Source organism: Streptomyces sp. NPDC002889, from assembly GCF_042888425.1.
Lineage (GTDB): Bacteria > Actinomycetota > Actinomycetes > Streptomycetales > Streptomycetaceae > Streptomyces.
This window is the reverse complement of sequence record NZ_JBIAPT010000008.1, coordinates 166,400-180,714: the sequence shown is the minus strand read 5'-3', so window position 1 is coordinate 180,714 and position 14,315 is coordinate 166,400. Positions and strand designations below refer to the sequence as shown.

Genomic DNA, 14,315 nt, shown 5'->3' with positions numbered 1-14,315 from the left:
CATACCCGGTATACATACTGAGTATGTCCATCCGCCACGGGCTCCTCGCCCTCCTCGAGCACGGCCCCCGGTACGGCTCCCAGCTCCGTTCGGAGTTCGAGTCCCGCACCGGTGCCACCTGGCCTCTCAACGTCGGGCAGGTCTACACGACCCTCAACCGCCTGGAACGCGACGGCATGGTCGCCCAGAACGGCGCGGACGAGGCCGGCCATGCGCTGTACGTCATCACCGAGGGCGGGCGCGCCGAGCTGAGGAACTGGTTCGAGACGCCCGTGGACCGCACCAGCCCGCCTCGTGACGAGCTGGCCATCAAGCTCGCCATGGCGGTCGGCGCCCCCGGGGTGGACATCCGCGGCGTCATCCAGTCCCAGCGCCATCACACGCTGAAGGCGATGCAGGACTACACGCGTCTGAAGGCCCAGGCACTCGCCGCGATCGAGAGCGGGGGCGCGCAGGAGCGCGACGACGTGGCGTGGCTGCTGGTACTTGAGCAGCTGATCTTCCAGACAGAGGCCGAGGCACGCTGGCTCGACCACTGCGAAGTGCGGCTCATCAGGCTCTCCGCCGCGGCCGGGCGGGGAGCCGGACGCTCGACGGCCGCCACCGGGCCGGCGGCTGCGCCGAGCCCGCCCCCGGCCGTACCGCCGGCCCCGTCGGCGTCGCAGCCCAGGTACCCGTCGGCGCCCTAGCCGACAGCGCGGCGACGCGCGCACACCCGTACCACCACGCACGACGGACCACCGGCCGACAGCCGGACGGGTCCCGCGATCTCCCGGCCCCACGGTTCCGCGACCTCGAGGCCCCACGGCCTCGCCGCCCACGCGGCCCACCCGGCCGACCACATCTGTCCGTACATCCGCTCCGCTCGCATGTACGTATCCGCCCAAGGGGGACCCATCCATGTCCGATCAGCAGTCACAGCAGTCACGGCAACCCGTGCTGCAACTCCAGCAACTCGCCCGAGTGCACGGCAGCGGCGCCACCGAGGTGCACGCCCTGCGGGGGGTCAACCTCGATGTCTTCCCCGGTGAACTGGTCGCCGTCATGGGCCCCTCCGGCTCCGGCAAGTCGACGCTGCTCACCATCGCGGGCGGCCTCGACACCCCCACCGCGGGCCGGGTGATCGTCGAGAACACCGACATCACCACCGCCGGCCGCAAGACGCTCGCCGCCCTGCGCCGCCGCAGCATCGGCTACGTCTTCCAGGACTACAACCTCATCCCGGCCCTCACCGCCGCCGAGAACGTCGCCCTGCCCCGCGAACTCGACGGCGTCTCCGCCCGCAAGGCCCGCGCCGAGGCCGTCGCATCACTCGAGGAGATGGAGCTCGGCCACCTCGCCGACCGCTTCCCCGACGAGATGTCGGGCGGTCAGCAGCAGCGCGTGGCCATAGCCCGCGCCCTGGTCGGCGACCGCCGCCTGGTCCTCGCCGACGAGCCGACCGGTGCCCTGGACTCCGAGACCGGCGAGTCCGTCCTCGCCCTGCTGCGCGCCCGCTGCGACGCCGGAGCGGCCGGCATCCTCGTCACCCATGAGCCGCGCTTCGCGGCCTGGGCCGACCGCGTGGTCTTCCTGCGCGACGGCGCCGTTGTCGACCAGACCGTCCGCAGCCAGGCCGACTCGCTGCTCTCCGGCCAGGCGGCCGAACTGTGATGACCTGGTACCACTCCTGGCGCGCCGCGATCCGGATCGCGCGCCGCGACGCCTGGCGCTCCAAGGGACGCAGTTTCCTCGTCCTGGCGATGATCGCCCTGCCCATCCTCGGCGTGAGCGCCGCGGATCTGACGCTGCGCAGTGCCGAGCTCTCGACCGAGCAGCGCCTTGAGCGTGCGCTGGGCGCCGCGGATGCCCTGCTGTCCGACGCCGGTACGGGCGGTGTGCCCATCCACCAGACGCCGGACGGCCAGAACTACACGCCGGTCGGCGAGTTCGACGGCAGGCCGTGGCCCGATGGCCGGACGGACATCACCAAGGCACTGCCCGCCGGATCCAAGTCCCTCAAGGACTCGACCGGTTATGCCAAGCTCCGCACCACGCATGGTCTGCTGCAGGCGGAGATCCGTGAGCTGGACGCCTCGGAGCCGATGGCCGGGGGCATCCTGGCTCTGCAGAGCGGCCGCTTCCCGCAGAAGCCCGACGAAGTCGCGGCCACCACGCACTTCCTCGAGAGCAGCGGTCTGAAGGTGGGCTCCTCCCTCACCGCGCGGGGGTTCGACCGCGCCTACAGGATCGTCGGCTCCTACGAGCTCCCCGACTCCCTGAAGACGGATCAGGTCAACGCTCTGCCCGGGGCGCTGCTCGCGCCGCTCGACAAGGCACTGAAGGCGGACGAGCTGCCCGGTGTGGACGCGCGCACGACGTATCTGGCGACCGTTTCCGGTGGTTTCACGTGGAACATGGTCAAGGACATCAACGCCAAGGGCGTGATGGTCACTTCGCGCGCGGTGTCCCTGAATCCGCCGGCCGAGGCCGAGGTGCCGATCTACCAGGAGGAAGGCTGGGGCAACTTCGAGGACAGCACCCGCGCCCAGGCGGCGGCCCTCGCCGCGGTCGCCACGGTGGTCGGCCTCGCCATGCTGGAGATCTGTCTGCTGGCCGGTCCCGCGTTCGCGGTCGGCGCCCGGCGTTCGCGACGCCAGCTCGGCCTGGTCGGCGCCAACGGCGGTGACCGCCGCCATATCCGCGCCATCGTCCTCGGCGGCGGTCTGGTGATCGGTGTCGCGGCGGCGGTCGTCGGCACGGTCCTCGGCATCGTCCTCACCTTCGCCCTGCGGCCGGTGCTCGAGGACTACATCGGGCAGCGCTTCGGCAGCTTCGACGTACGGCCCCTCGAGCTGCTCGGGATCGCGCTGCTCGCCGTGCTCACCGGTCTGATGGCGGCAATCGTGCCGGCCGTCACCTCCTCGCGGCAGACGGTGCTGGCCTCGCTCACCGGTCGCCGCGGCGTCCGCAGGAGCAGCCGGGTGCTGCCGGTCATCGGTCTGATCGCGGTGATCGTGGGTGCGGCGATCGCGCTGTACGGCTCCGCGATGACCGAGGAGTTCCTCATCGTCGCCGGCGGCAGCGCCATCGCCGAGCTGGGCGTGGTCGCGCTGACGCCCGCCCTGGTGGGCCTGTTCGGCCGGACCGGACGCATCCTGCCGCTCTCCCCACGGCTCGCGCTGCGCGACGCCGTGCGCAACCGGGGGCGTACGGGACCGGCCGTGGCCGCGGTACTGGCCGCCGTCGCGGGCACGGTCGCGGTGGCCACCTATGCGGCGAGCAGGGACGCCCAGGGCGAGGCGGAGTACCTGGCCCAACTGCCGCACGGCGCCGTCTCGATGGTGATCGAGGAGGGTGCTGGACGGGATGTTCCCTCGGTGCGCAGCACCATTGAGAAGATGCTCCCTGTCGATCTGCGGGCGGATGTGGACCGTATCGCCGTCGGCAGGCCGAGCTGCGGGATGTACGACCCGGGTGAGGGCTGCGGCCGCTACGAGATTGTCGTGCCCAAGGCGAACCAGTGCCCCTTGTGGGCGATGGACCCTGCGAACCCCGACGGCGACCCTGCGGAGAAGTTCAGCAAGGCCGAGCGCCGCAAGCTCGCCAAGGACTGGCGCTGTCTGACCTCTCGGCAGGGCAGCTACACCGACGGCGGTCTGCTGATCGGCGATGCGAAGCTGCTCAAGGTGCTCGGGATCAACGATCCGGCAGCCGAGAAGGCCCTGACCGCCGGAAAGGTCGTCACCCTGGACAAGCGCAACATCGACACCTCCGGCAGGATAGGCATCCGCCTGATCACGGACCTGGAGGCGGCCGACAAGGCCTCCGAGGAGGGCAAGGAGGCGCCGGGCGAGGTCAAGAACCTCCCCGCGCACCAGATCGCGGGCTCGCCCCTCTCGTACGGCGTGGACATCATCGTTCCGGCCGCCACCGCCAAGGCGTCGGGCATCAGGACGGTCCCGTTCGGCGCGTACTACTCCACCGAGAAGATGCCGAGCAGTGAGCAGCGCCAGAAGCTCGACAACGAGCTCGACAAGGTCGGTGCCGACATCAACCTGCGCGTGGAGGAGGGATACACCAGCGAGAACAGCATCATCCTGCTGGCGCTGACCGTCTTCGCCGGGCTCGTCACCATCGGTGCGGCCGGTATCGCCACGGGGCTCGCGCAGGCGGACGCCGAGGCGGATCTGAAGACACTGGCCGCGGTCGGCGCACCGCCGAGGGTCCGCAGGACGCTCAGCGGGTTCCAGTGCGGTGTGGTCGCCGCGATGGGTGTGCTGCTCGGCTCGGCGGCCGGTGTACTGCCGGCGATCGGGCTGCGGCTCACCGAGAAACGCCAGCAGATGAGCTGGTACGAGGAGGCGCTGGACGAGGGCTGGGGCGCGATGGACTCGGTGCCGTACGTGCCGATCATCATCCCCTGGGCGACGCTCGCCGCACTGCTCGTCGCCGTTCCGGTCGGTGCCGCGCTGCTGGCGGCCCTGGTCACGCGCTCCCGTGGCGCTCTGGCCCGCCGCGAGGCGACCTGACGGGCTCGCGGGACCGTTCCTGCTGATTTGTGCCCCCCGGGGAGGGTGGATCACCCTCCCCTGGGGGCACACCGTGTGGTGATGCACATATGCGAGAGAATGGGCGGCATGGAGATGCCGAGGAATGAACGGTCGCAGGAGAGCCCCCAGGTCCTCATCGTGGGACAGGACGGAATGGCGCTCGGCGGCAGTATGGGTGACGACGAGTCGCGCGAGGTCCCGGTGACAGAAATGGTTGAACAGCCTGCGAAGGTCATGCGCATCGGCAGCATGATCAAGCAGCTGCTGGAAGAAGTCAGGGCAGCCCCTCTGGACGAGGCGAGCCGGGTACGGCTCAAGGAGATCCACGCCAGCTCGGTGAAGGAGCTGGAGGACGGCCTCGCCCCCGAACTCGTCGAGGAACTCGAGCGCCTTTCCCTCCCCTTCACCGACGAGGCGATTCCCTCCGAGGCGGAACTGCGCATCGCCCAGGCACAGTTGGTCGGCTGGCTGGAGGGCCTGTTCCACGGGATCCAGACAGCACTGTTCGCCCAGCAGATGGCGGCTCGCGCCCAGTTGGAGCAGATGCGGCGCGCGCTGCCGCCCGGAGCCCCGCACGACGACGAGGACGGCGGGCAGCACGGAGCCATCCGCTCCGGCCCGTACCTCTAGTCACGCCGCCGGAAACGCCGAAGGCCCGGTCCACCGAGGTGGGCCGGGCCTTCGCGTCGCCGTTCACGCCGCGTCGGGATCCGGGTACGACAGGCTACGGACGCGGTGGGGCTTCGGGCACATCGGACTCGGGGTGCGTCGGATTCGGGGGGCGATCACGCGTGGGTGGCGCTCACGTTCGGGGAGACGCTTGGTCGGACGCTTGGGGGGCGATCAGCAGGATCTTGCCGACGTGCGTACCGGACTCCAGCACGCGATGGGCCTCGGCCGCGTCCTGCATCGGCAGCGTACGGTCCACGACCGCTCGAACCCGTCCCGCGGCGATCAGCGGCCAGACATGCTCGCGCACGGCGGCGACGATCGCCGCTTTCTCGCCGAGCGGACGGGCCCGCAGCGATGTCGCCGTGACCGCCCCCCGCTTGGTCAGCAGGGTCGCGAGGTTCAACTGCCCCTTGATACCGCCCTGGAGCCCGATCACGGCGAGGCGGCCGTTGACCGCAAGGGTCTGCACATTGCGATCCAGGTACTTCGCGCCGACGATGTCGAGGATGACGTCCACGCCCGCCCCGTCCGTGGCCTTGCGGATCTCCTCGACGAAGTCCTGCTCGCGGTAGTCGATCAGGATGTCCGCGCCCAGCTCCGCACAGCGGGCCAGCTTCTCGGGGTCGCCCGCCGTGACCGCGACCTTCGCACCGACCGCCTTTGCCAGCTGGATCGCCATCGTGCCGATACCGCTCGCGCCGCCGTGGACGAGCAGGGTCTCGCCCGGCCTCAGGTGGGCGATCATGAACACGTTCGACCACACCGTCGAGGTCGCCTCGGGCAGAGCGGCAGCCGTGACGAGATCCATGCCGTCCGGCACAGGCAGCAGCTGTCCGACGGGCACGGCGACCTTCTCGGCGTAGCCGCCACCCGCCAGCAGGGCGCACACCTCGTCGCCGACGGCCCACCCCGACACTCCCGGCCCCAGCGCCGCGATCCGGCCCGAGCACTCGAGTCCGGGGTACGGGGAGGCGCCGGGCGGCGGGTCGTAGAAGCCCTGGCGCTGCAGGAGATCGGCACGGTTGACGGCACTCGCCACGACCTCGACGAGGACTTCGCCCTCGGCGGGTACGGGATCGGGCACCTCGGTCCACACAAGTACCTCGGGGCCACCGGGTTGGGAAATAGTGATCGCATGCATGGCGGCGAGGCTACTCCGGGGTGCCGTGCGGCGAACCGTTCTGCGCCCGGACGATCGTGATGAGCCGGTCGGTGAGCTGCAGCGGGCTGGCGGCCGGATCGTCGTAACCCAGCAGGCGATGGCCACGCAGCACGCACACCACGAGGTCGTCGGTCTCCCGGACGGTCCGTCCCGCCTCGGCCTTTATCACCGGCCGTTCGATGAGATCGAGACCGCTGCCCTGCTGGATCAGGTCCTCCATCACGGTGCCCGCACTGGGGCTGAGGACGGACAGTCCGAGCAGCCGGCCGGCCGCGCCCGAGCTGGTGATCACCGCATCGGCACCGGACTGACGCACCAGCGGAGCGTTCTCCTCCTCACGGACCGCGGCGACGATCTTCGCGCCCCGGTTGAGCTGACGCGCGGTCAAGGCAACGAGTACCGCGGTGTCATCGCGCTGGGTGGCGATGACGACCTGCTTGGCCTTTTGCAACTCGGCGCGGAGGAGCACATCGCTGCGGGTCGCATCGCCCACGACTCCTACAAAACCTTCGGCGTTGGCGGCCTCGATCACCTTGGCGCTCGGGTCGACGACAACGATCTGGTCCTTCCTCAGACCCGTGGCACACAGCGTCTGCATCGCCGATCGTCCTTTGGTGCCGAAGCCGACGATGACGGTGTGGTCGCGCAAGTTGGACCTCCAGCGGTTCAGCCGCCACTCCTCCCGGGTGCGCTCGGTGAGCACCTCGAGAGTGGTGCCGACCAGGATGATGAGAAAGAGCACCCGCAAGGGGGTGATCAGCAGCACGTTGGTGAGCCGGGCCGTGTCGCTGTGCGGCACGATGTCGCCGTATCCCGTGGTGGAGAGTGTGACGGTCGCGTAGTAGACGGAGTCGAGCAGGTCGACGCTGCCGTCCGCGTTGTCGTGGTAGCCGGCCCGGTCGATCCAGACCAGCAGCACGGTCACCGCCAGCACCCCGAGCGCCATCAGCAGCCGCTTGCCGACCTGCCGCATCGGACGCTCGACGACCCGGCGGGGGAGCTTCACCCGGCTGGTGACCAGGTGTTCATCGGCCTTTCTGGCCATGGCGTCCTGGCCGGGAAGTTTCACGTGAAACACCCTCCGTCGGCGTTCGAAGGGGCCCAGGACGCCGCCCAGGGCAGATCCAGCACTTCCAGCTCGTCACCGGGCTTCGCTCCACCCGGCGGGACGACAGCGAGGCCGTCGGCAGCCGCGATCCCGCGCAGCATGGCCGGCCCGTTGTAGTGCAGCGGGACCAGCTGGTCGTCGCGGTACACCAGAGGCACCAGGCGGGTGTCGTGCGGATGACCGTGCACCTCGTCGCGTACGGGCGCGCTGTACGGCACCGAGTCCCCTCTGCCCGCGAGCCCGCGCAGAAACGGCTCGGCGAGCGTGAGCAGCCCGGACACGGCGGCCAGGGGATTGCCGGGCAGGCCCACCAGATGCCGTCCGGAGGCCAGCCGTGCGAGCAGCATCGGATGGCCGGGGCGTACGGCGACCTGGTCGACCAGCAGCTCGGCGCCCGCCTTCCGGAGCACCGGGTGCACATGATCGACGGGACCGGCTGCCGTGCCGCCCGTGGTGACCAGCAGATCGGCCTCGGAGGTGGTCACCGCCCGGTGGAGGGCCTCGGCGTCATCGCCGAGGCGGCGCGTGACGACGACCTCCGCGCCCAGTGCCCGCAGCCAGGGGCCGATCATCGGTCCGAGCGCGTCGCGGATCAGACCGTCGTGGGGGAGCCCGGCGGTGAGCAGCTCGTCGCCGAGCACAAGGACCTCCACCCGCGGCCGGGCGGCGGTGAGCAGCTCGTCGTATCCGGCTGCCGCGGCAAGGCCGAGGACGGCCGGGGTCACCAGGGCGGCGGTGGGCAGGAGTTGATCGCCCGAGCGGCATTCCTGGCCGCGTGGGCGGATGTCCTGGCCCGGAATCACCTCGCGCTCGGCGTGCAGCAGGTGCCTGGCGGCATCGACGCGGGCGTGCTCGCTGCGGATCACCGCGGTGGTGTCGGGCGGAATGCGGGCTCCGGTGGCGATCCGTACGGCCGTACCGTCGGGCAACGGCTGGTTGTCACCGTGTCCGGCCAGGATCGAGCCGTCGTCGTCCACGGCCCATGGCCCAGGGCCCGCGACGGCCCAGCCGTCCATGGCGGAGGTGTCGAACGACGGCAGGTCGCACAGAGCCGTGAGCGGCTCGGCGAGTACCTGGCCGAGTGCCTGGTCGAGTGCCACGCGCCGGGTACGCGTCGCGGCGGTGCGTCCGATGCGCGCGGACAGGGCCCGGGCCACGGGCCACGGGGTGGCGCGGTGCCGTTGGTGCGCCGGGCCGGTGCGGGCGGCATTGGATCCGGCACGTCCCTCGGCAGGAATGCCGGAGGACGGTTTCCTGCCCGGCCTCGAACCGACCAGGGCGAGCGCGTCGTCCACGCCGTCCAGCTCGGCCTCTTCCGGTTCGGCGCCGGCGTGAGTGCCGCCCTCGGGCTCGCGAGCGGTCATCCTGCGTCGGCCTCGCCACTCGCATCGGCGTCGGCCTGGTCGGCGTCGGTCCTGACCGCGCTGCTCGTGTCGGCGGCGGCCTGGTCGGCCTCCTCGGCCCAGCGATGGGCGAGTGCCACGGCCTTGCGGGAGGCCTCGGCAACCGCTTCGGGACCACCGTCCGCCTTGGCCGCCGCATAGCCCACCAGGAAGGTGGTGAGCGGCGCGGCGGGCCTCGCAACGCCGTGCGCGGCGTCGCGAGCGAGATCGAGAAGGACGCCGATGTCGACGTCCAATTCGATGCCGAGTTCATCCTTGACTGCGGTGATCCATTCGTCCAGCACGGTCCCATGCTCTCTGATGCGGGCCCGGGCTGCGGAGATGTCCTCCCAGGTGTCGCAGTCGAAGGAGGCGAGCGAATCGGTCTCGATCCGGGCGAAATCGAGTTCCTGGGTCAGTAGACGCAGCGGCAGGCCGGAAAGGCTGCCGTGTTCGGCTGCGAGGAGAGCAAGCTCACGTCGCAGCGGCTCGGTGCGGTACGCGGCGACAAGGGGCTGGTCACGGCCGTCGGAGTCGGTCAGAAGGACCGCCTCCCTGGCACGGGCGGCAGCGGTGTCGACGGCCAGGGCCCCGATCAGCTGCCGCACCGTCCCCTCCCCCAGGAACGGCAGGTCGGCCGAGAGCACCAGAACGACCGGGGCTCCGGCCTGGCGCACTCCCGCGTCGAGCGCCGCCAGCGGACCGCCGCCGGGCGGCTCCTCGCGCGCCCATACGACGGGGTGCGCGGTGGTCCGACGGCCGCCGACGACAACGGTGCGCCGGGCATCGCGGCACGCCCCGAGCACCCGGTCGAGGAGAGCGCGCCCGCCCACGCTCACCGCCGGCTTGTCCGCCCCGCCCAGGCGCTTCGCGGCACCTCCGGCAAGCACGACGGCGTCATAGGAGGCAGCGCTGTACGCGGTCACTCCTGAAGTATGGGCCGCGATCGCCGGGGTGGGGAGCCCCGATCGGATCCGCCTCTCCGGGCTGTCCTGCGGATCAGCCCTCCCCGGGCCTTTTCCCTGCGTCGGTCCTACAGGCTCCGCAGCAGCACGGTGGGATGCTCCACGCAGTCGGCCACATAGCGCAGGAACCCGCCCGCGGTGCCGCCGTCGCAGACCCGGTGGTCGAAGGTGAGCGAGAGCTGGACGACCTGGCGCACGGCCAGCTCGCCCTGGTGGACCCACGGCTTCGGCACGATCCGGCCGACACCGAGCATCGCGGCCTCCGGGTGGTTGATGATCGGCGTGGAGCCGTCGACACCGAACACCCCGTAGTTGTTCAGCGTGAAGGTCCCGCCGGTCAGATCCGCCGGGGTCAGCGTCCCCTGCCGTGCGGCCTCCGTCAGCCGTGCGAACTCGGCCGTGAGCGACTCCGCGGAGCGGCTGTGCGCATCCTTCACGACGGGAACGACCAGGCCCCGCTCGGTCTGTGCCGCGAAGCCGAGATGCACCTCGGGAAGCCGCACGATCTCCCGTGCGTCCATGTCCACCGTCGAGTTGAGCTCCGGGTGGCGGGCGAGCGCGGCGGTGCAGATCCGGGCGAGCAGTGCGAGGAGCGAGATCTTCGGCCCGCCGGCGGCGTTCATCGCCGTCCGCGCCGCCATCAGCTCGGTCGCGTCCGCGTCGACCCAGCAGGTGGCGTCAGGGATCTCGTGCCGGCTGCGGGAGAGCTTGTCCGCCACGGCACCGCGGACGCCGCGCAGCGCAATGCGCTCACCCTGCGCACCGCGTCCACGGATGGCCGCCGCGGCGACGGCCGTGGTGGGCTCCGGGGCCGTCGGTGCCGCTGCGGCACGCATGGCCTGCTCGACATCGGCCCGCAGGATCAGACCGTCGGGTCCCGAACCGGTCAGCCGGCGCAGGTCGAGGCCGTTCTCCCGGGCCAGCTTGCGCACCAGGGGCGAGATGACGGCCACCGGCCCGTCCTGTGCACCACGGCTGTGCACCGGTGCCTGCACGGGCGCGGCGGCGGGGGGCGTGGGAGCCGGCGTCGGCACGGCCGCCGCGGGCACTGCCGGGCGGATACGTCGACGACGGGCTGCCGGCGCTCGCGTTCCGTAGCCGACCAGCACATTGCCGGACGACTCGGCGGTGTCCCCCTTCCCCGAGGAACCGCCGGCAGCCGCGGCACCCGGGGCGTCCGGGGCCGCGGGTGCGCCGGCCGGCTCCATGGCGCCGACCGCCACGGTCAGCAAGGGCGCGCCCACGGGCAGCTCCGTGCCCTCCTCACCGAAGCGCGCGGTGACCACGCCTCCGTACGGGCACGGCACCTCGACCATCGCCTTGGCCGTCTCGACCTCGACGACCGGCTGGTCGATGGCCACGACATCGCCGACGGCCACCAGCCAGCGGACGATCTCGGCCTCGGTCAGCCCTTCGCCGAGGTCCGGCAGCTTGAACTCCAGCACCTGGGCCATCAGTTCCCCGCCTCCCACTGCAGCCGTGCCACCGCGTCGAGCACACGGTCCACGCCCGGCAGATGATGCCGCTCCAGCATCGGCGGCGGATAGGGAATGTCGAACCCGGCGACCCTCAGCACGGGCGCCTCCAGGTGGTGGAAGCAGCGCTCTGTCACCCGTGCGGCGATCTCCCCTCCGGGGCCGCCGAAACCGGTCGACTCATGGACGACGACTGCCCGGCCCGTGCGCCGCACGGATGCGCAGACCGTCTCGTCGTCGAACGGCACGAGCGAGCGGAGATCGACGACCTCCAGGTCCCAGCCCTCGGCCGCGGCCGCCTCGGCGGCCTCCATGCACACCGGCACCGAAGGACCGTAAGTGATGAGCGTGGCGCTGCGGCCCGCGCGGCGCACCACGGCTTTGCCGATCGGCTCGACCGCGGTCGGCGCCTCGGGCGACCACTGCGCCTTCGACCAGTACAGCCGCTTCGGCTCCAGGACCACCACAGGGTCGTCGGAGGCGATCGCGGCGCGCAGCAGCCCGTACGCGTCGTCGACGGTCGCGGGCGTGACGACATGGAGCCCCGGAGTCGCCATGTAGTACGCCTCGGAGGAGTCGCTGTGGTGCTCGACGCCGCCGATCCCGCCGCCGTACGGCACGCGGACCGTGATCGGCAGGGGCATGCCGCCCCGGGTGCGGTTGCGCATCCGGGCGACGTGGCTGATGAGCTGCTCGAACGCCGGGTACGCGAAGGCGTCGAACTGCATCTCGACGACCGGCCGCAGCCCGTACATCGCCATGCCGACGGCCGTACCGAGGATGCCGGCCTCGGCCAGCGGGGTGTCAGTACAGCGGTCGTCGCCGAACTCCTTGGCGAGCCCGTCCGTGACCCGGAAGACGCCGCCCAGCGTGCCGACGTCCTCGCCCAGCACATGGACCGTGGGGTCCTCGGCCATCGAGTCGCGCATCGCGCGCTGCAGGGCCTGGGCCATCGTCGCGGGCTTCACCGCGGCCGTGGTCATCGTGCTTCTCCCTCTGCTTCCAGCTCGGCCCGCAGCAGCGCCGCCTGCTCACGGAGCTGGGTGGTCTGCTCGGCGTAGACGTGGCCGAACAGGTCCATCGGGTCCAGCACCGGGTCGGCGTTCATCCGCTCGCGCAATGCGGCGGCCATCGTCTCGGCCGCGTCCGCCGCGGCCTGCCTGGTGTCCTCGTCCAGCAGTCCCCGCTGCGTCAGCTCCCGCTCCAGCAGCCGGATCGGATCGTGCTCCCGCCAGGTCTCGACCTCGCTGTCACCGCGGTAGCGGGTCGCGTCGTCGGCGTTCGTGTGGGCTTCGATGCGGTAGGTGACGGCCTCGATCAGGGTGGGCCCGCCGCCGCTCCTGGCGCGGGCCATGGAGGCACCGAGCACTTCGTGCACCGCGGCCACGTCGTTGCCGTCGACGAGCCGGCCCGGCATGCCGTACCCGACCGCCTTGTGAGCCAGGGAGGGGGCCGCGGTCTGCTTCGCGAGCGGCACGGAGATCGCGAAGCCGTTGTTCTGCACGAGGAAGACGACCGGGGCCTTCCATACGGCGGCGAAGTTCAGCGCCTCGTGGAAGTCGCCCTCGCTGGTGCCGCCGTCGCCGACCATGGCCAGCGCCACGACGTCGTCGCCCTTGAGGCGGGCGGCGTGCGCGAGACCGACGGCGTGGGGCAGCTGGGTGGCGAGCGGCGTGCACAGGGGCGCGATGCGGTGCTCGTGCGGGTCGTATCCGGTGTGCCAGTCGCCGCGCAGCAGGGTGAGGGCCTGCACGGGGTCAAGTCCGCGCGCCACGGCCGCGAGCGTGTCGCGGTAGCTCGGGAAGAGCCAGTCCTGCTCCTCGAGGGCCATCGCCGCGGCCACCTCGCACGCCTCCTGCCCGGTGGTCGACGGGTAGACAGCGAGCCTGCCCTGCTTGGTCAGCGCGGTCGCCTGGGCGTTGTACCGACGGCCGCGCACCAGCTCGGCGTACAGCCGCAACAGCAGCTCGGGATCGGCCTTGGCCGCGGCTTCCGTGCCGAGCACGCGGTACGGCTCCGGGTCCGGGAGCAGCGGTGCGGGATCGGTGCGGGGCTGCCACGCCGGAGGCGGGGTGGGCCGGTAGGCGGCAGCGGCACCGGGAAGCTCCTGGACCGTCATGCTGCTCTTTCTCAACGCGAGCACCTCCTCGTGGGAGCGACGAAGACAGCGACACGAATGCGACGACGCATGCGAGTGCGAGGCAGCGCGGGTGTGGCGCGCCTCACCTACCGATTGTTCGGTCGTGGACGCAATTTGGCTACAGGCACCGGCAGCCTGTGGACAAACGGTTCTCCACAGCTTCAGATGGAGACAGGTCGTCCATACGAGGAAGGCGGGGGGACGTGGCAGCTGAACAAATGGCCGAGGGCGGTGGCCGCACGGAGCAGACACCTCCGGCCCGCCCGCTCGATGCGATCGACCGGGACATCCTGCGCATGCTCCAAACGGACGGTCGCGCGTCGATCCGCTCGGTGGCCGAACGGGTGCACGTCTCGCGCGCCAACGCGTACGCCCGCATCAACCGGCTCATCGACGACGGCGTGATCCGGGGCTTCAGCGCGCGCGTCGACCACGAGCGGGCGGGACAGGGCGCGTCCGCCTACATCACGCTCAAGATCGTGCAGAACTCGTGGCGCACGGTGCGCGAGCAGTTGCAGGCCCTTCCGGGCGCCGCGCACATCGCTCTGGTCAGCGGGGACTTCGACGTCCTGCTGCTGGTGCACACCCCGGACAACCGCACCCTGCGCGAGCTGGTCCTGACCAGGCTCCAGTCCATCCCCGAGGTGTTGTCCACGCGCACGCTGCTGGTCTTCGAGGAGACGGACCTCGAACCGGTCCCCGGACCGGTGACGGGCGTGGGGACGGGCGTCGGCGCGGGCCTCGCGGCGGACGACGACCCGCTCCAGTAGCCGGCCGGCCGCCGACCCCGAACGCAGTGTTCTGCGGCCCAAACGCGGTTCTCCGGCCCCCGCGGCGCTGGGGCCCGCCCGGCCCGACCGCGTCGCTCGGGCCCGGCCC

Annotated in this window: 12 protein-coding genes; 5 read left to right on the top strand and 7 right to left on the bottom strand. The window is 71.4% G+C overall.

Annotated features, from left to right (window positions below; all coding sequences use genetic code 11):
* The first annotated feature begins 23 nt into the window (after window positions 1-23).
* The 4 genes from ACFYWI_RS14275 to ACFYWI_RS14260 all read left to right on the top strand — a co-directional run bounded on the left by ACFYWI_RS14275 (window position 24) and on the right by ACFYWI_RS14260 (window position 5,162).
* On the top strand, window positions 24-689 hold the full coding sequence (locus ACFYWI_RS14275; protein WP_389230554.1) for a PadR family transcriptional regulator: 666 nt from the start codon (window positions 24-26) through the stop codon (window positions 687-689).
* A gap of 211 nt (window positions 690-900) precedes the next feature.
* The gene (locus tag ACFYWI_RS14270; protein WP_389230551.1) at window positions 901-1,653 is read left to right on the top strand and encodes an ABC transporter ATP-binding protein; all 753 of its coding nucleotides are present in this window, start codon (window positions 901-903) and stop codon (window positions 1,651-1,653) included.
* Entirely contained in the window at window positions 1,650-4,511 is a 2,862-nt protein-coding gene (locus tag ACFYWI_RS14265) for an FtsX-like permease family protein (protein WP_389230548.1), read from the top strand. Before ACFYWI_RS14270 ends, ACFYWI_RS14265 begins: the two co-directional genes overlap by 4 nt.
* Window positions 4,512-4,619: 108 nt before the next feature.
* Window positions 4,620-5,162: a bacterial proteasome activator family protein gene (locus ACFYWI_RS14260; RefSeq protein ID WP_389230546.1), complete on the top strand. Its 543-nt coding sequence runs from the start codon at window positions 4,620-4,622 to the stop codon at window positions 5,160-5,162.
* A 172-nt stretch (window positions 5,163-5,334) separates the two neighbouring features.
* Here the strand turns inward: ACFYWI_RS14260 and ACFYWI_RS14255 are convergent, their stop codons facing one another.
* The 7 genes from ACFYWI_RS14255 to pdhA all read right to left on the bottom strand — a co-directional run bounded on the left by ACFYWI_RS14255 (window position 5,335) and on the right by pdhA (window position 13,415).
* A complete protein-coding gene (locus ACFYWI_RS14255; RefSeq protein ID WP_389230544.1) occupies window positions 5,335-6,345 on the bottom strand; it encodes an NAD(P)H-quinone oxidoreductase in 1,011 nt (336 codons plus the stop codon).
* 10 nt (window positions 6,346-6,355) lie between these two features.
* Window positions 6,356-7,411: a potassium channel family protein gene (locus ACFYWI_RS14250; RefSeq protein ID WP_389230957.1), complete on the bottom strand. Its 1,056-nt coding sequence runs from the start codon at window positions 7,409-7,411 to the stop codon at window positions 6,356-6,358.
* Between the two features lie 20 nt (window positions 7,412-7,431).
* Window positions 7,432-8,838 (bottom strand): molybdopterin molybdotransferase MoeA, encoded by a 1,407-nt coding sequence (locus ACFYWI_RS14245; protein WP_389230541.1) that lies wholly within the window; start codon window positions 8,836-8,838, stop codon window positions 7,432-7,434.
* Window positions 8,835-9,782: an NTP transferase domain-containing protein gene (locus ACFYWI_RS14240; protein WP_389230538.1), complete on the bottom strand. Its 948-nt coding sequence runs from the start codon at window positions 9,780-9,782 to the stop codon at window positions 8,835-8,837. The genes ACFYWI_RS14245 and ACFYWI_RS14240 overlap by 4 nt, the downstream gene beginning before the upstream one ends.
* A gap of 107 nt (window positions 9,783-9,889) precedes the next feature.
* On the bottom strand, window positions 9,890-11,275 hold the full coding sequence (locus ACFYWI_RS14235) for a dihydrolipoamide acetyltransferase family protein (RefSeq protein WP_389230535.1): 1,386 nt from the start codon (window positions 11,273-11,275) through the stop codon (window positions 9,890-9,892).
* Window positions 11,275-12,279: an alpha-ketoacid dehydrogenase subunit beta gene (locus tag ACFYWI_RS14230; RefSeq protein WP_389230532.1), complete on the bottom strand. Its 1,005-nt coding sequence runs from the start codon at window positions 12,277-12,279 to the stop codon at window positions 11,275-11,277. The genes ACFYWI_RS14235 and ACFYWI_RS14230 overlap by 1 nt, the downstream gene beginning before the upstream one ends.
* Window positions 12,276-13,415 (bottom strand): pyruvate dehydrogenase (acetyl-transferring) E1 component subunit alpha, encoded by a 1,140-nt coding sequence (gene pdhA, locus ACFYWI_RS14225; RefSeq protein WP_389230955.1) that lies wholly within the window; start codon window positions 13,413-13,415, stop codon window positions 12,276-12,278. The genes ACFYWI_RS14230 and pdhA overlap by 4 nt, the downstream gene beginning before the upstream one ends.
* 239 nt (window positions 13,416-13,654) lie before the next feature.
* On the opposite strand from pdhA, the gene ACFYWI_RS14220 reads away from it, so the two are divergent.
* The gene (locus ACFYWI_RS14220; RefSeq protein WP_389230952.1) at window positions 13,655-14,206 is read left to right on the top strand and encodes an Lrp/AsnC family transcriptional regulator; all 552 of its coding nucleotides are present in this window, start codon (window positions 13,655-13,657) and stop codon (window positions 14,204-14,206) included.
* Window positions 14,207-14,315: the final 109 nt, after the last annotated feature.